The organism is Streptomyces canus (genome assembly GCF_030816965.1).
Classification (GTDB): Bacteria; Actinomycetota; Actinomycetes; order Streptomycetales; family Streptomycetaceae; genus Streptomyces; species Streptomyces canus_E.
In genome coordinates this window covers 7206068-7221863 of sequence record NZ_JAUSYQ010000002.1, presented here as the reverse complement: position 1 = coordinate 7221863, position 15796 = coordinate 7206068, and the positions used below count along the sequence as shown (strand labels likewise).

General features: G+C 69.3%; 16 protein-coding genes. 4 read left to right on the top strand and 12 right to left on the bottom strand.

What is annotated here, in order from left to right; genetic code table 11:
* Positions 1–14: 14 nt before the first annotated feature.
* The 3 genes from QF027_RS34335 (at position 15) to QF027_RS34325 (ending at position 2432) form a co-directional block, all read left to right on the top strand.
* The gene (locus tag QF027_RS34335; protein ID WP_307078982.1) at positions 15–434 is read left to right on the top strand and encodes a VOC family protein; all 420 of its coding nucleotides are present in this window, start codon (positions 15–17) and stop codon (positions 432–434) included.
* A gap of 36 nt (positions 435–470) precedes the next feature.
* The gene (locus QF027_RS34330) at positions 471–1592 is read left to right on the top strand and encodes an LOG family protein (RefSeq protein WP_306975820.1); all 1122 of its coding nucleotides are present in this window, start codon (positions 471–473) and stop codon (positions 1590–1592) included.
* A gap of 147 nt (positions 1593–1739) precedes the next feature.
* Positions 1740–2432 (top strand): LAETG motif-containing sortase-dependent surface protein, encoded by a 693-nt coding sequence (locus QF027_RS34325; protein WP_306975821.1) that lies wholly within the window; start codon positions 1740–1742, stop codon positions 2430–2432.
* A 46-nt stretch (positions 2433–2478) separates the two neighbouring features.
* On the opposite strand, the gene QF027_RS34320 is transcribed toward QF027_RS34325, so the two are convergent.
* From QF027_RS34320 to rpsB, 10 genes are all read right to left on the bottom strand, one after another.
* Positions 2479–3264 (bottom strand): maleylpyruvate isomerase family mycothiol-dependent enzyme, encoded by a 786-nt coding sequence (locus QF027_RS34320; protein ID WP_306975824.1) that lies wholly within the window; start codon positions 3262–3264, stop codon positions 2479–2481.
* Between the two features lie 24 nt (positions 3265–3288).
* The gene (locus QF027_RS34315) at positions 3289–4311 is read right to left on the bottom strand and encodes an ABC transporter ATP-binding protein (protein ID WP_307078980.1); all 1023 of its coding nucleotides are present in this window, start codon (positions 4309–4311) and stop codon (positions 3289–3291) included.
* Complete coding sequence (locus QF027_RS34310; RefSeq protein ID WP_307082600.1) at positions 4311–5912, bottom strand: ABC transporter permease; 1602 nt, start codon at positions 5910–5912, stop codon at positions 4311–4313. Before QF027_RS34310 ends, QF027_RS34315 begins: the two co-directional genes overlap by 1 nt.
* Before the next feature lie 44 nt (positions 5913–5956).
* Positions 5957–7027 (bottom strand): thiamine ABC transporter substrate-binding protein, encoded by a 1071-nt coding sequence (locus QF027_RS34305; RefSeq protein ID WP_307078978.1) that lies wholly within the window; start codon positions 7025–7027, stop codon positions 5957–5959.
* 127 nt (positions 7028–7154) lie between these two features.
* A complete protein-coding gene (gene rlmN / locus QF027_RS34300; RefSeq protein ID WP_057616579.1) occupies positions 7155–8261 on the bottom strand; it encodes a 23S rRNA (adenine(2503)-C(2))-methyltransferase RlmN in 1107 nt (368 codons plus the stop codon).
* A gap of 133 nt (positions 8262–8394) precedes the next feature.
* On the bottom strand, positions 8395–9579 hold the full coding sequence (locus QF027_RS34295) for a phosphatidate cytidylyltransferase (protein ID WP_306975832.1): 1185 nt from the start codon (positions 9577–9579) through the stop codon (positions 8395–8397).
* Positions 9579–10136, bottom strand: coding sequence for a ribosome recycling factor (gene frr, locus QF027_RS34290; RefSeq protein ID WP_057616820.1), 558 nt, complete (start codon positions 10134–10136; stop codon positions 9579–9581). The genes QF027_RS34295 and frr overlap by 1 nt, the downstream gene beginning before the upstream one ends.
* A 147-nt stretch (positions 10137–10283) precedes the next feature.
* Positions 10284–11042 (bottom strand): UMP kinase, encoded by a 759-nt coding sequence (gene pyrH, locus QF027_RS34285; RefSeq protein WP_020138770.1) that lies wholly within the window; start codon positions 11040–11042, stop codon positions 10284–10286.
* A gap of 188 nt (positions 11043–11230) precedes the next feature.
* Positions 11231–12067: a translation elongation factor Ts gene (gene tsf, locus QF027_RS34280; RefSeq protein ID WP_307078976.1), complete on the bottom strand. Its 837-nt coding sequence runs from the start codon at positions 12065–12067 to the stop codon at positions 11231–11233.
* Positions 12068–12224: 157 nt separating this feature from the next.
* Entirely contained in the window at positions 12225–13166 is a 942-nt protein-coding gene (gene rpsB / locus QF027_RS34275) for a 30S ribosomal protein S2 (protein ID WP_307078973.1), read from the bottom strand.
* 271 nt (positions 13167–13437) lie between these two features.
* Between rpsB and QF027_RS34270 the strand changes: the two genes are divergently transcribed.
* Positions 13438–14010 (top strand): murein hydrolase activator EnvC family protein, encoded by a 573-nt coding sequence (locus tag QF027_RS34270; RefSeq protein WP_307078971.1) that lies wholly within the window; start codon positions 13438–13440, stop codon positions 14008–14010.
* Positions 14011–14099: 89 nt separating this feature from the next.
* Here the strand turns inward: QF027_RS34270 and QF027_RS34265 are convergent, their stop codons facing one another.
* Both QF027_RS34265 and whiG read right to left on the bottom strand, forming a co-directional pair.
* The gene (locus tag QF027_RS34265) at positions 14100–14657 is read right to left on the bottom strand and encodes a TetR/AcrR family transcriptional regulator (protein WP_306986517.1); all 558 of its coding nucleotides are present in this window, start codon (positions 14655–14657) and stop codon (positions 14100–14102) included.
* Between the two features lie 105 nt (positions 14658–14762).
* A complete protein-coding gene (gene whiG / locus QF027_RS34260) occupies positions 14763–15605 on the bottom strand; it encodes an RNA polymerase sigma factor WhiG (RefSeq protein WP_306975842.1) in 843 nt (280 codons plus the stop codon).
* Positions 15606–15796: the final 191 nt, after the last annotated feature.

Here is a 15796-nt window from a genome sequence, read left to right as displayed (position 1 = left end):
TGGGAGAGACTCCGATGACCTCGCCGACCTACCAGCAGATGATCTTCGTGAACCTGGCCGTGAACGACCTCGACGCCTCGAAGAAGTTCTTCACCGAGCTCGGCTACTCGATCAATCCGCAGTTCAGCAACGACAACGCGGCGTCCGTCGTGATCAGCGACACCATCGTCGCGATGCTGATGACGAAGGAGTTCTACGCGACCTTCACCAAGAAGGAGATCGCGGACGCGACGAAGACCAGCGAGGTCCTGATCGCGCTGAGCGCGGAGAGCCGTGCGAAGGTCGACGAGCTGGTCGACAAGGCGATCGCGGCGGGCGGCGCCCTGTCCGGCGAGACCCAGGACCACGGCTTCATGTACGGCCGCTCCTTCGACGACCTCGACGGCCACAGCTGGGAGGTCGTCTGGATGGACCCGGCGACGATCCAGGGCTGACCCACGGGCCGCAACTCCGCGTGCGAGCATGGGCGGGTGCAGACGAGCCCCGCCCATGCGGCACACCACGACGACCGTGAGATCGAGACGCTGGAGGAGTTCGACGCGGTCGTACCGGCCCGCGGCACCCTCGCCGGGTTCCGGGTCCAGGCCGTCGACCTGACGGACCGGACAAGGGAGTTGCTGGCCACCGACACCGCGGGCGCGGTCTTCCTCGGCTGCCCGATGCGGGAGAACGCCGCGGAGAAGATCCGCGCGGACGGTGCCCTGGTCTTCCCGCCCGTCCCGAATCTGCCCTTCGACCCGTACCGCGGACTGCTCTACTCCCCCGACGAGTTGTTCGACGGGCTGGAGAAGGGATACGAGCAGACCCCCGACGCGCTCGCCTACGCCTGGTTCCAGCGCACCAAGGCCGACGGCGACATATACGCGTCGATGCTGCGCTCCGTCCACGACGACGCCGTCTCCGACGCCCTCGACGAACTCCTGCGCGGCACAAGGGTCGTGGGGGTCATGGGCGGCCACGCGATGGCCCGCGGCACACGCGAATACGCCGGCGCCGCGCGCCTCGGCCGCGAACTGGCCCGCGCCGGGCTCACCGTGGCCACCGGTGGCGGCCCGGGTGCGATGGAGGCGGCCAACCTCGGCGCCTACGCGGCCCCCTTCGAGGACGCCATGCTCGACGAGGCGTGCGACATCCTCTCCGAGGCGCCGTCCTTCACGCCGTCGATCACCGACTGGGCGCGCGCCGCCTTCGAGGTCCGCGCCCGCTGGACCCGGGGTGGTCCTTCCGTCGGCATTCCGACCTGGTTCTACGGGCACGAGCCGCCGAACGCCTTCGCCTCGCACATCGCCAAGTACTTCGCCAACGCCACCCGCGAGGACGGCCTGCTCGCCCGCTCCAACGCCGGTGTGGTCTTCCTGCCGGGTGCCGCCGGCACCGTGCAGGAGATCTTCGACAACGCGACGCCCAACTACTACGAGTCGCGCGGCGAGCCCACGCCGATGGTGCTCGTGAACCGCGTCCACTGGACGGAGAAGCTGCCCACCTGGCCACTGCTCCAGGCGCTCGCGCGGGAGCGGTCAATGGAGGCCCGAATCGCCCTTGTTGACCGGATCGAGGAGGCCGGAGAGGCGTTGAAACGTCTCACACCTTAATAAGCAGGCAAAGTCAACACTTGCAGGGTGCCTGCACGTTGACACTTCTTATGCTGCGCTTATAGACCTGTGAGACTCCTGGGGACGGTGATGTCACATCACCATCCCCTCAGCCCCCCGCATTTGAGCATCCTGTGAAGGACGAACGTGGCATTTACGCCCATATCCCGCCGCACCGCCCGCGTCTCGCGCTTCCTCGGCGTCGCCGCCGCATCGACCGCGATCGTGCTCGGTGCCTCCGGCAACGCGCTTGCCTGCAACATCAATGAGTTCTCCGCCGAAGCCAAGTGCGACGGCACCCAGGGCGTCATCACCGTCACCGACGTGGACAAGAGCGGCGTCGAGGCGACGGTCTCCGTGTACCTGCAGAGCAACGGCGCCGACGCGAAGAAGGTCGGCGAGCAGAAGGTGAAGGGCTCCAAGGAGGGCACCACCATCACCTTCGAGGAGGACTGGGCGCCCAACGCGGAGTACCGCATCCACGTCGAGGCCCTGCCCTACATCAAGGGCGAGGACATCAAGACGAACCTGATCACCCCGGCGACCGCCTGCAAGACCGAGGACACGCCGACCCCGACGCCCACGCCCACCCCGTCGGACTCCGCCAGCACTCCGGCCGAGGAGTCCCCGACCCCGACCCCGTCGGCCTCGGAGGGCACCACCGCTCCGGCCACCGTGGAGAGCAACGCCCCGTCGCCCGCGGCCGGTGACTCCAACCTCGCCGAGACCGGTGCGAACTCCAACACCGGCCTGATCGCCGGCATCGCGATCGCCCTGGTCGCCATCGGCGGCGGCGCCGTGTTCTTCGGCCTGCGCCGTCGTGGGGCCAGCACCCGCTGACGACCGGTCGTGGCCCGTCCCGGCTTCGGGGCGGGCCACACCCATGTCATCCGAAGGTGGCCCGCTGCAGCCAGAACTCCAGCAGCTCCCGCTCCCCCAGGACTTCCAACTCCGGGCTGTCCAGGGGCAGTCGACGGTAGAAGGCGAGCATGACGGCGGTCAGCGGGCCCCGCAGGGCGACGGTCGCCTTCTCGTGTCCGCGCCGCCACACGATGACGTCCTCGGTGAGCTCGATCATCCACTCCCACCCTTCGGACGTCCCGTCGGTGGCGTGCAGATGGATGCTGCGCCCCGGCCCCCGCAGCTGTGTCGCCTCGTCGTGCGGCCTGGTCCGCATCACGAACTCCACGATCTGCAGCCACTCGTCGACCGCGTCGGCGGCCACGTCCGCGTCGACCGAGTAGGGCTGTCCGGCGGCGAGCGTGGCGTCGGCGCGGTGGATCGTGAGCTCGTGGGTCATCCGGCGGGCCCAGAATCCGGCGGTGGGAACGCCGGCCCAGGACCATACGCGGGCATCCGGACCGGCCTCCCGAAGCGCGGCGACGAGCATCTCCCCCGTCTCCGCAAGCCAGGCGTCCAGCGCCCCGGCGTCCTCGGGCCCCTCCCCCAACGGCACCCGGTCCTCGGGCAGTTCCTCCTGGGCCCGGGTCCGCACCATCAGCTCCACCCAGCGCAGGGCGCCCCCGGTGTGCCGCACCAGCTGCTCCAGTGACCACTCCGGGCAGGTCGGCACGGTCACGGACAGGTCGGCCCCGGACGTCAGTACGTCCCTCAGCAGGCCGACTTGGTGAGCGATCTCGTCGCAGTACCGGTCATGTGCGAGCTGGGTCATGCCCCGAACCCTATGTCCGGCCGGTCAGTCCAGCACGACGATTTCGGCCGGGTCGAACTCCACCCCGACCGTGTCCCCGACCTCCGGCGCCGCACGGAGCGCGCACGCGGCCTCCAACCGCGGCCCGCCTTCCCGAGGGTGCAGATGGACGGCCACGTGGGTGCCCTTGAAGGTCCGCGCGGCCACCGTGCAACGCAGACCCTCGTCGGCCGCCATGAGCCGCACTCCCGCCGGCCGCACCAGCACGCTCCTGACCCCCTGGGCAGCTCCCGAGGGCACCGGAACCTTCCCCCAGGCCGTGTCCGCGACCTCACCCGCCACCGTGCCCTCGACGACGTTCTCGAAGCCGAGGAAGCGGGCCACGAACTCGTCCGCCGGCCGCTGCCACACCTCAAGTGGTGTACCGGACTGGGCGATCCGCCCGTCCCGCATCACCACGACCCGGTCGGCCAGCGCGAAGGCCTCACCCTGGTCGTGGGTGACCGCGAGCACCGTGGTGCCCAACCGCCCGAACAGTTCCCGCAGTTCGACGACCAGTCGCTCGCGCAGCGAGCGGTCCAGCTGTCCGAGCGGCTCGTCGAGCATCAGCAGCCGGGGCCGGGGCGCGAGCGCGCGGGCCAGCGCGACCCGCTGCTGCTCACCGCCGGAGAGCGCGCCGACAGCCCGACGGGCGGCACCCGGAAGCCCGACGAGATCGAGCAACTCCCGTACCCGCTCGTCCCGTTGTGCCCTCGCGGCCCCGTGCATCCGCAGCCCGAAGGCCACATTGGCGCCCACGTCCCGCTGCGGGAAGAGCTGATGGTCCTGGAACATCAGCCCGACCCCGCGCTTGTGCGCGGGCACCCCGTCCTGGTCACGCCCGTCGAGCAGGACCCGGCCCCGGTCGAGCGGTTGAAGGCCGGCCACCACCCTCAGCAGCGTCGACTTGCCGCTGCCGCTGGGCCCGAGCACACACACGATCTCGTGCTCGGCGACATCGAGACCGACCTCGTCGAGCACGGCCCGCCCGCCGAACCGTACCGTCGCGTCCTCAAGGCTCAGCAGCATCAGAACTCCCCGGTCCGGTCGGTCCGCAGCCGTTCAAGGACCAGCAGCGCCACCGCGCACACCACCATCAGGATCGTCGAAAGGGCCATCGCCTGGCCGTAGTTGAGATCACCGGCCCGACCGAGCAGCCGTGCCACGGCGACCGGCAGTGTCGGGTTGTCGGGCCGTGCGATGAACACCGTCGCCCCGAACTCGCCCAGCGACACGGCGAAGGCGAAGCCCGCCGCGATCAGCAACGCCCGCCGCACCATGGGCAGATCGACCTCCCGCCACACCCGCCACGGCGAGGCCCCGAGCACGGCCGCGGCCTCCCGCAGCCGGTGATCCACGGCCCGCAGCACCGGCAGCATGGTCCGCACCACGAAGGGCACCCCGACCAGCGCCTGCGCGAGCGGCACCAGGATCCAGGACTGCCTGAGGTCCAGCGGCGGCTCGTCGAGCGAGATCAGGAACCCGAAGCCGACGGTCACCGCGGACACCCCGAGGGGCAGCATCAGCAGCGCGTCGAAGCCCCGTACGAACCGGCCCGCGTCCCGCCGCGTCAGCGCGGCCGCCGCGAGGCCCCCGATCACCACCGCGATGGCGGTGGCGGCGAGGGCGTACTCGAGTGAGTTCCCGACCGCCTCGATCGGCGCGACGAGGAAGACCCCGCCGTCGCTGTGGGTCAGCGCCCGGTAGTAGCCGAAGCCCGAAGCGTCGAGCGACCGCTGCACCAGCACCGCGAGCGGCAGCACAAGGAGGACGGCGACGCTGCCCACGACCCCGGCCAGCAGCCCCCACTCCCCCGCCCCTCGCGGCCGCCGGGCGGTGACGGACTCGTCCACGAGCCGCAGCGCGGTCTCCCGGCGCCGTACGCTCCACGCGTGCAGGGCGAGAACAGCGCCCACCGCGACGAACTGGATCAGCGTCAGCACGGCGGCCGTGGACAGGTCGAAGATCTCGGAGGTCTGCCGGTAGATCTCCACTTCGAGGGTCGAGAAGGTCGGCCCGCCGAGGATCTGCACCACACCGAAGGAGGTGAAGGTGAAGAGGAAGACCATGAGGGCGGCGGCTGCCACGGCGGGCGCGAGTGCGGGGAGCGTAACCGTCCGCCAGGCCCTGAGCCGGGACGCGCCCAGCATCCGCGCGGCCTCCTCCTGACGCGGATCCAGCTGGGCCCACAGTCCGCCGACGGTCCGTACGACGACCGCGTAGTTGAAGAAGACGTGCGCGAGCAGGATCGCCCACACCGTGGTGTCCAGGCGTACGCCCCACAGCTCGTCCAGCAACCCGCCACGGCCGACGAGCGCCAGGAAGGCCGTACCGACGACGACGGTCGGCAGCACGAAGGGGACGGTGACCACGGCCCGCAGGATCTGCTTGCCGGGGAAGTCGAAGCGCGCGAAGACATACGCGCCGGGGAGCGCGACCAGGAGCGTGAGCGCGGTGGAGGCGAGCGCCTGCCAGGTGGTGAACCACAGCACGTGCCGGATGTCCGGCTGGGTGAGGACGTCGGTGATCCTGCCGAACTGCCAGGTCCCGTCGGTCTCGAGTCCGCGCGCGACGATCGCGGCGACGGGATAGGCGAAGAAGACGGCGAAGAACGCGATGGGCACGGCCATCAGCCCGAGCCGGGCCGCCGCGTTCTTGACGCCCTTGCGGGCCCTTACTTCAGTACGAGCGAGGTCCACGACTTGACCCAGTCGTCACGGTTGTCGGCGATCTTCGCCGGGTCCATGGTCTCGGGGTCCTTGGCCTGCGGACCGTACTGCGTGAACTCGGCAGGCACCTGGGCGCCGTTCACCACCGGGTAGACGAACATGTTGAGCGGCATGTCCTGCTGGAACTCCTTGGTGAGCAGGAAGTCCAGGAGCGCCTTGCCGCCCTTGGCGTTCGCGGCGTTGCTCAGCAGTCCGGCGTACTCGATCTGCCGGAAGCAGGTGCCCTGCGCCACGCCGGTGGGGGCGGTCGTCGGCTTCGGGTCGGCGTAGATCACCTCGGCGGGCGGCGAGGAGGCGTACGACACGACGAGCGGCCGGTCGGCCTTCGCCTTCTTGCCCCCGGCGGAACCGGAGAACTCCTCGTTGTAGGCCTGCTCCCAGCCGTCGACGACCTTGACGCCGTTGGCCTTGAGCTTCTTCCAGTAGCCCTGCCAGCTGTCGTCGCCGTACTTCGCGGCGCTCCCGAGGAGGAAGCCGAGCCCCGGCGAGGAGGTGGAGGCGTTCTCGGTGACGAGGAGGTTCTTGTAGGCGGGCTTGATCAGATCGTCGTACGACGTCGGCGGCTGGAGCTTGTGCTCGGTGAAGTAGGCCTTGTCGTAGTTGACGCAGATGTCGCCGGTGTCGATGGGCGTGACCTTGTCCCCGTCGACCCGGTACCCGGCCTTGATCCGATCGGCGCCCTTGGCCTCGTACGACTGGAAGAGCCCGTTGTCGAGCGCGCGGGAGAGCAGGGTGTTGTCGACGCCGAAGAAGACGTCGCCCTGCGGGTTGTCCTTGGTGAGGATGGCCTTGTTGACGGCCTGTCCGGCGTCGCCGTCCTCCAGGACCTTGACCTTGTAGCCGGACTTCTTCTCGAAGTCGGCGAGGACGTTCTTGGAGACGGCCCACGAGTCGTGGCTGACGAGGGTGACGGTCTTGGAGCCGGAGCTTTCGGAGTCGTCGGACGACGAGCCGCATGCGGACAGCGTGACCAGGCCGAGGCCGACGACGGCAGCAAGGAACTTCTTGTTGTTCACGGTGATGACCGAACTTCCTACCCAGAATGACCTGGGCGAGGTTCAGAGGGTCTGCGGCCCGATGGCCGCACTCTCAGCGCTGTGGCGCTCCCCTGTCGGATATGAAGATGTACGTACGTCCGTCAGACTACCGCTCGGTGGCCGCGAGCTGACCACAGGCCCCGTCGATCTCCTGTCCACGGGTGTCCCGGACCGTCACCGGCACACCATGGGCGGCGATGGCCTCGACGAAGGCCTTCTCGTCCTCGGGCCGGGAGGCGGTCCACTTGGACCCGGGCGTCGGGTTCAGCGGGATCAGGTTGACGTGCACCGGCTTGCCCTTGAGCAGGCGGCCGAGCCGGTCACCGCGCCAGGCCTGGTCGTTGATGTCCCGGATCAGCGCGTACTCGATGGACAGGCGCCGCCCCGACTTCTCGACGTACTCGAACCCGGCGTCGAGCACCTCGCGCACCTTCCACCGCGTGTTCACGGGGACGAGGGTGTCGCGCAGCTCGTCGTCGGGCGCGTGCAGGGAGATCGCGAGCCGGCACTTGAAGCCCTCGTCGGAGAACCGGTGAATGGCGGGCACGAGCCCCACGGTCGACACGGTGATGCCGCGCTGGGAGAGACCGAGCCCGTCGGGCGCGGGATCGGTGAGCGCGCGAATGGAGCCGACGACCCGCTTGTAGTTGGCGAGCGGTTCACCCATCCCCATGAAGACGATGTTGGAGAGCCGCGCGGGCCCGCCCGGCACCTCTCCGTCCCGGAGCGCCCGCATCCCGTCCACGATCTGATGCACGATCTCGGCTGTGGACAGATTGCGGTCCAGTCCCGCCTGCCCGGTGGCGCAGAAGGGGCAGTTCATGCCACAGCCCGCCTGCGAGCTGATGCACATGGTCACCCGGTCCGGATACCGCATCAGCACCGACTCCACGAGCGTCCCGTCGAACAGCCGCCACAGCGTCTTGCGCGTGGTCCCCTGGTCGGTCGACAGATGCCGTACGACGGTCATGAGCTCGGGAAGCAGCGCCTCCTGGAGCTTGCCGCGCGCACCGGCCGGGATGTCGGTCCACTCCGCCGGGTCGTGCGCGTACCGCGCGAAGTAGTGCTGCGAGAGCTGCTTGGCGCGAAACGGCTTCTCCCCGATCCCCGCCACGACCTCCTTGCGCTCGGCGGGCGTGAGATCGGCAAGGTGCCGCGGCGGCTTCTTGGCTCCGCGGGGGGCGACGAAAGTGAGTTCTCCGGGTGCAGGCATAACCCTTCCAGTGTCGCAGATCATTCAGCGGCCGCGTTCAGAAGATCCACACCCCGAAGGCTGCGGGACTCTGACAACGCGGCCCCCGTCCTGTACAGGACGGGGGCCGGGAAAGCCGTGCACGCGAAGTACGTCAGCCGGAGCCCACGAACAGCACCAGCAGCAGCCACACCACCGGAGCCGTCGGCAGGAGGGAGTCCAGGCGGTCCATGATGCCGCCGTGGCCCGGCAGCAGTGTGCCCATGTCCTTGATGCCGAGGTCCCGCTTGATCATCGACTCGCCGAGGTCACCCAGCGTCGCGCTGGCCGCGACCGCGAGGCCGAGGAGCAGGCCCTGCCACCAGGTGCCGTCGTCGATCAGGAACTGCATGCACAGCGCGCCCGCCACCATCGCGAACAGCACCGCCCCGACCAGGCCCTCACGGGTCTTGCCGGGGCTGATGCGCGGCGCGAGCTTGTGGGTGCCGAAGCGCCAGCCGACGGCGTACGCGCCGGTGTCGCTGACGACGGTCAGGAGGAGGAACATCAGCACCCGGGCCGCCCCGTCCTCGGCCGTCAGCATCATCGCGACGAACGTGGCCAGGAACGGGACGTAGAACGCCGCGAAGACGCCCGCCGTGACGTCCTTGAGGTAGCCCTCCGGCGGTTCCGTCATCCGCCAGACGAGGACGGCGAGTGCCGTGAGTGCCATGGCGACCCAGGCTCCCTCGGCGCCCCTGACGTACCCCGCGACGACCATCGCGGCCCCGCCGAGCGCCAGCGGCACGAGCGGCACCTTGATGCCCTTGCGCTCCTGAAGCCTGCTGGTCAGCTCCCACAGACCCACGACGACGGCGACGGCTATCACGCCGACGAACGCGGCCTTGACGAAGAACAGCGACGCGATGATCACCGCACCGAGTCCGACCCCGACCCCTATGGCGGCACCCAGATCCCGCCCCGCGCTCTTCTTCTGCGGCGCGGAAGCCGGCTGCGAGGAGTCGGGCATGGGCTCCGGATTCTGCTTCTGCGGCGCCGCCGCGTAGGGCTGCGCCGACGTGGTCTCGTCGCGGAACCTCTCGTTCCGGAACGCCTCGTCCCGGAACTGGTCGTTCCGGAACAAGGGACCGCTCAGCCGAGCGGCCCCCCGGTCGTCATCCTGGTCGCCGCCGTATCGAGGTACAGCGGGTCCGTCGGGCACGATGGGCATGGGCCGTGTGTGTTGCGCGTCATGCGCATCGTACGCGGGACCCGCCGGGTCAGCCCCCTGGGCGGGCCCCTGGTCGGACGGCCCCCAGTACCCGGCGTGGGGCGGCATCCCCCAGGAAGAGTCGTTCATCAGACCTCGAGAAGCTCCGCTTCCTTGTGCTTGAGGAGCTCGTCCACCTGGGCGACGTACTTGTGCGTCGCGTCGTCGAGCTCCTTCTCCGCACGGCGGCCCTCGTCCTCGCCGACCTCGCCGTCCTTGACGAGCTTGTCGATCGCGTCCTTGGCCTTGCGGCGGACCGAGCGGATGGACACGCGCGAGTCCTCGGCCTTGGCCTTGGCGACCTTGATGTAGTCGCGGCGGCGCTCCTCGGTGAGCTCGGGGAACACCACCCGGATGATGTTGCCGTCGTTGCTCGGGTTGACGCCCAGGTCGGAGTCGCGGATCGCCTGTTCGATGTTGCGCAGGGCGGTCTTGTCGAACGGGGTCACCACGGCCATGCGCGGCTCCGGCACGGAGAACGAAGCCAGCTGGTTGATCGGCGTCGGCGCGCCGTAGTAGTCGGCCACGATCTTGTTGAACATCGCCGGGTGCGCACGCCCGGTGCGGATCGCGGCGAAGTCCTCCTTGGCGACCACGACGGCCTTCTCCATCTTCTCCTCGGCCTCGAGGAGGGTCTCTTCGATCACCACTTGCTCCTGCGTGTCTTGAGTAGGCCCGGCTGCTGTTCCGTATGCGTGGGGGCGGCGGCCGGCTGCGTCGCGTCTTCTTCCTGCACGGTTCCCGACCGGCAGGACATTGTCCATCCCCCGGTCAGGGACCGGGTGTATCCCGGGTCAGTCCCGGCTGTCCTGGTCACCCACAAGCGTGCCGATCTTCTCACCCTTGACGGCGCGCGCGATATTGCCCTCCGCCAGGAGCTCGAACACCAGGATCGGAAGCTTGTTGTCGCGGCACAGCGTGACGGCGGTGGCATCGGCGACCTTGAGGTCACGGGTGATGACCTCGCCGTATCCGAGGGCGTCGAACTTGACCGCATCGGGGTTGGTCTTCGGGTCGGAGTCGTAGACCCCGTCCACGCCGTTCTTGCCCATGAGCAGCGCCTCGGCGTCGATCTCCAGGGCGCGCTGCGCGGCGGTGGTGTCGGTGGAGAAGTACGGCATGCCCATACCGGCGCCGAAGATGACCACGCGGCCCTTCTCCAGGTGGCGCACGGCACGCAGCGGGATGTACGGCTCGGCGACCTGGCCCATGGTGATGGCGGTCTGTACCCGGCTGTCGATGCCCTCCTTCTCCAGGAAGTCCTGGAGGGCGAGGCAGTTCATCACGGTGCCGAGCATTCCCATGTAGTCCGAGCGGGCGCGGTCCATGCCGCGCTGCTGGAGTTCGGCACCCCGGAAGAAGTTGCCGCCACCGATGACGACGGCGATCTCGGCACCGTCCCGGACGACGGCGGCGATCTCACGGGCGATCTTGTGCACCACGTCGGGGTCCACACCCAGGCCCCCGCCACCGGCGAACGCCTCTCCGGACAGCTTCAGCAGAAACCGGCCGCGCACTTTGCCGTCGTCGCTCTTCTGGGCCTTGGTGGTCATGGGGATCCCGCCTCTTTCACCTGTTGCACATACGAAGAAGGCCATTGCCGGTGGGAACTGGTTCGCATCCCATGCGCGGCAATGGCCTCCTCGTCAGATCTGCTGTCGTCCGCCACGCGCGTGCGTGGCGGCGTACCGGACGACTGCTGACGACCCTATAGGGCCCGCGTGTCGCTCGCGGTACGGACTCAGATGCCGACCTTGATGCGCGTGAAGCGCTTCAGGGTGACACCGGCCTCGTCCAGAACCTTCTGGACCGACTTCTTGTTGTCGAGCGCGTACGGCTGACCGAGCAGCGTGGCGTCCTTGAAGAAGCCGTTGAGGCGACCCTCGACGATCTTCGGCAGGGCGGCCTCGGGCTTGCCCTCGGCGCGGGTGGTCTCCTCGGCGACGCGACGCTCGGACTCGACGACCTCGGCCGGCACGTCCTCCTTGGAGAGGTACTTCGGCGCGAAGGCGGCGATGTGCTGGGCGACACCGCGAGCGACCTCGGCGTTGGGCTTGTCCAGCTCGACGAGGACACCGATCTGCGGGGGCAGGTCGGGCATCGTGCGGTGCATGTACGCGGTCACGAAGCCGTCGGCGAACTGCGCGAAGCGGTCCAGGACGATCTTCTCGCCGAGGTTGGCGTTGGCCTCGTCCACGAACGCCTGGACGGTCTTGCCGGCCTCGATCTCGGAGGCGAGCAGGGACTCCAGGTCGGCCGGGGAGGTCGCGGCGACGTGCTGCGCGATCTTGTCGGCGACGGCCTGGAACTTCTCGCCCTTGGCGACGAAGTCCGTCTCGCACTTGAGCTCGACGAGGACGCCGGAGGAGTTGTCGTCGGCGATGATCGAGACCACGGCGCCGTTCTCGGCGGAGCGGCCCTCGCGCTTGGCGACGCCCTTCTGGCCCTTGATCCGGAGCGCCTCGACAGCCTTCTCGACGTCGCCCGCGGCCTCGTCCAGCGCCTTCTTGCAGTCCATCATGCCGGCGCCCGTGAGCTCACGGAGCTTCTTGACGTCGGCGGCGGTGTAGTTCGCCATGAGTCTGTGAATCTTTCTCGAAGTCTGGAAGATCGAAGATCTACGGGGTCTACGGCCCCTATGTAGCCGGGGCCGCCGACTCTCCGCTGACCTACGGGTGAACGGCGGGAGCGGAGTTCATGCCCCCGCTCCCGCCGTCACCCCTGACGCTGACGGATCAGGCCTGCTCGGCGTCCGCGGCCGGAGCGGCCTCGGCGGCGGGAGCCTCGGCGGCGGGCGCCTCGGCCGGGGCCTCGGCCTCGGCAGCGGGAGCCTCGGCAGCAGGAGCCTCGGTGGCCTCCGCGGCCGGAGCGGCCTCGGCGGCGGGCGCCTCCTCGGCCTTCTTCTCGCCGCCCTCGAGCAGGTCGCGCTCCCACTCGGCGAGCGGCTCGCCCGCGGCCTTCTCGCCCTTGTCACCGGTGGCGACGCGCGAGCGGGAGATGAGCCCCTCGGCGACGGCGTCGGCGATCACACGGGTGAGCAGGGTGACGGAGCGGATCGCGTCGTCGTTGCCCGGGATCTTGTAGTCGACCTCGTCGGGGTCGCAGTTGGTGTCGAGGATGGCGACGACCGGGATGTTGAGCTTCCGGGCCTCGCCGACCGCGATGTGCTCCTTCTTGGTGTCCACGATCCAGACGGCGCTGGGCACCTTGGACATCTCGCGGATACCACCGAGGGTCTTCTCCAGCTTGGCCTTCTCGCGCGAGAGCACGAGAAGCTCCTTCTTGGTCAGACCCGACGCGGCGACGTCCTCGAAGTCGATCTGCTCGAGCTCCTTGAGGCGCTGCAGACGCTTGTAGACGGTCGAGAAGTTGGTGAGCATGCCGCCCAGCCAGCGCTGGTTGACGTAGGGCATGCCGACGCGGGTGGCCTGCTCGGCGATGGCTTCCTGCGCCTGCTTCTTCGTGCCGACGAACATGACCGTGCCGCCGTGGGCGACGGTCTCCTTGACGAACTCGTAGGCGCGGTCGATGTACGACAGCGACTGGAGCAGGTCGATGATGTAGATGCCGTTGCGCTCCGTGAAGATGAACCGCTTCATCTTCGGGTTCCAACGACGGGTCTGGTGACCGAAGTGGACGCCGCTTTCCAGCAGCTCCCGCATCGTGACGACGGCCATGGCCGTTCTCCTTGGTGTTCTCGGTTGTGCCGCGCGCGCCGGATGGCACTCGCGCCTGACGCCCGCGATGCGCCTTGCCACTAGGGACCGAGAGGCGCTGACACCGGCTGTTTGAGGGCCTGATGTCGGGGCGTGCGAAGTCGACCCGGTGACCCGGATCGCCAGAAGAAGTGTACGGGACCCGCGAGGTACCGGGTGACGCCGCTGTCCACAACCCGGGAGTAGTCCACAGGCCCCGGCATGACCGGGGCGGGTGCGGGACGGTCTCCGCATGCGAGCGAAGCGATACGGGCGATGCGGTACGTGGCTGGTGCTGGGCTTTCTGCTGCTGTTGACGGCGCCGACGCCCACACCCCGGCCGCCCTTTCTCACCCCTGTGGCCACGGACACCCCGGTCCCGGCGATCGGCCACGCCTGGCCCGTGGGCGCCCGTCCGACGGTTCTGCGCGGCTGGGAGCCCCCGGCGACGGTGTACGGCCGCGGCCACCGGGGCGTGGACCTGGCGGCCCCTCCCGGAAGCCCGGTACGAGCGGTGGCGCCGGGCCGGGTGTCCTTCGCGGGGCGGGTGGCGGGCAGGGGTGTGGTCTCGGTGGAACTGGCAGGGACGGATCTTCGAACGACCTACGAGCCGGTGACAGCGTCGGTGGACAAGGGCGCCGAGGTGGCGGCGGGCGAGGTGGTGGGCACGGTCGAACCGACGGGCTCCCACTGCGCGACCGCATGCGTGCACTGGGGCTTGCGGAGGGGCGAGACCTACCTGGATCCGCTGTCCCTGCTCCCGCCATGGCTGCTGCGCAGGGGGCCCTCGAGACTGCTCCCGGTACTGGACGTCCCTCTGCCCTGACTGCGGGAAGCAGCCGCTCGGGTCGGCTCCCGGCCCACAGGGGCGGCGCCCCGCAAGCGCGGACAGGCGAAACCCACGCCCATCCGGCTTCAGCCCCGCACACCCCGCAGTGCCATGGAAACCGCGGCCTCGGTAATCACGGACGGCTCCTCCGCGGCCCCCAGCTCGATCCTCCGTACAGCCGCGTCCACCACCCCCTGCACCAGCATCGCCGCCAGCCGGGGCTGCTCATGCCCCATCTCGCCGAGGGCCTCGACGATCATCGCGACCAGCCCCCCGTGTGCCGCCCGGATCTTCTCCCGGGCCCCCGCGTCCAGCTCACTCGCGGAGATGGCCACGACGGCCCGGTGCCGCCGGTCCCCGACCAGCGCCAGCTGCTGTCGTACATACGCCTCGACCCTGGCCTCGGGATCCTTCGCCGCGGCCATCGCCGCCGAGACCTCCGCGGCCCAGACGGGGAAGTCGACCGCGCACAGTTCCTCGACCACGGCGGCCCGCGACCGGAAGTACTCGTACACGGACGATCGCGCGAGCCCCGTCCGCTCGGCGAGAGCCGGGAAGGTCAGCGCCTCCGTCCCGCCCTCGGACAGCAAAGACCGAGCCGCGTCCAGCAGGGCGGCTCGCTGCATCGACCGGTGCTCGGCCACGGAGGCCGCTCGAATCCTTGGCACGTCAACCACTGTACGGACGCACCACTGCGGACGGGAGTCACTCCACCCGACCAGCCGTGGCCGAGAGGACGTCCGGCCAGGTCAGCGACCGAAACTGGCCAGCTTCGCCCGCAGTTGCAGCACGGACTTGGTGTGGATCTGGCTGACCCGGCTCTCGGTCACCCCCAGCACGTTCCCGATCTCCGCGAGGGTGAGCCCCTCGTAGTAGTACAAGGTGACGACGGTCTTCTCGCGCTCGGGCAGTGTGTTGATGGCCCGCGCCAGGAACCGTCTGAGCTCCCGGTCCTCGGCGACCTCCACGGGGTTGTCCGCGGCGGTGTCCTCCAGGGTGTCCATGAGGCTCAGCCGGTCGCCCCCCTCGCCCCCGACATGCAGCAGCTCCTCCAACGCCACCACGTTGGCCAGCGACAACTGGCTGAAGACCGCGTGGAGATCGTCCACCGCGATCCCCAGCTCGCCGGCGACCTCCCCCTCTGTGGGCGTGCGCCTGAGCCGCGCCTCCAGCGTCGCGTACGCCCGCTCGACGTTGCGCGCCTTCTGCCGTACGGACCGCGGGATCCAGTCCAGCGCCCGCAGTTCGTCGATCATCGCGCCCCGGATCCGGGTGATCGCGTACGTCTCGAACTTGATCTCCCGGTCGATGTCGAACTTCTCGATCGCGTCGATGAGCCCGAAGACCCCCGAGGACACGAAGTCCGCCTGCTCGACATTGGGCGGCAGCCCGACGCTCACGCGCCCGGCCACGTACTTCACGAGCGGTGAGTAGTGCAGGATCAGCTGCTCACGCAGCCGCTCGTCTCCCGTCGCCTTGTATGACCGCCACAGCTCGTCGAGCGTCGAGGGAGCGGGCGGCCGCACGCTGCCACCGCCACGGGCGGCTGGGGGGATCGCCGCCCGGTCGGACCCGGAAGTGTGCTGGGGCATTCGTCGCCTTGTGCCGTTCTGCCGTGAAGTACGCGATGTACGTGAAGTGCGTCGGAATCTCCGTGAGCGTAGCGTGACTGAAGAGTCGCAGTGTGCAAACAACGTGGCCGAGTGCATGCGCAGATGCGTTCCGTCGGCCGCTCCCCCGGGGCACAGGCATCACCCTGTGTGATCACCGGAACACTCCAACT

Coding starts and splice junctions, on each gene's coding strand:
- QF027_RS34335 (WP_307078982.1), top strand. CDS start 15: ATGACCTCGCCGACCTACCAGCAGATGATCTTCGTGAACCTGGCCGTG.
- QF027_RS34320 (WP_306975824.1), bottom strand. CDS start 3,264: ATGACCCAGCTCGCACATGACCGGTACTGCGACGAGATCGCTCACCAA.
- QF027_RS34315 (WP_307078980.1), bottom strand. CDS start 4,311: ATGCTGCTGAGCCTTGAGGACGCGACGGTACGGTTCGGCGGGCGGGCC.
- QF027_RS34310 (WP_307082600.1), bottom strand. CDS start 5,912: ATGGCCGTGCCCATCGCGTTCTTCGCCGTCTTCTTCGCCTATCCCGTC.
- rlmN (WP_057616579.1), bottom strand. CDS start 8,261: ATGCCTGCACCCGGAGAACTCACTTTCGTCGCCCCCCGCGGAGCCAAG.
- QF027_RS34295 (WP_306975832.1), bottom strand. CDS start 9,579: ATGAACGACTCTTCCTGGGGGATGCCGCCCCACGCCGGGTACTGGGGG.
- pyrH (WP_020138770.1), bottom strand. CDS start 11,042: ATGACCACCAAGGCCCAGAAGAGCGACGACGGCAAAGTGCGCGGCCGG.
- tsf (WP_307078976.1), bottom strand. CDS start 12,067: ATGGCGAACTACACCGCCGCCGACGTCAAGAAGCTCCGTGAGCTCACG.
- rpsB (WP_307078973.1), bottom strand. CDS start 13,166: ATGGCCGTCGTCACGATGCGGGAGCTGCTGGAAAGCGGCGTCCACTTC.
- QF027_RS34270 (WP_307078971.1), top strand. CDS start 13,438: ATGCGAGCGAAGCGATACGGGCGATGCGGTACGTGGCTGGTGCTGGGC.
- whiG (WP_306975842.1), bottom strand. CDS start 15,605: ATGCCCCAGCACACTTCCGGGTCCGACCGGGCGGCGATCCCCCCAGCC.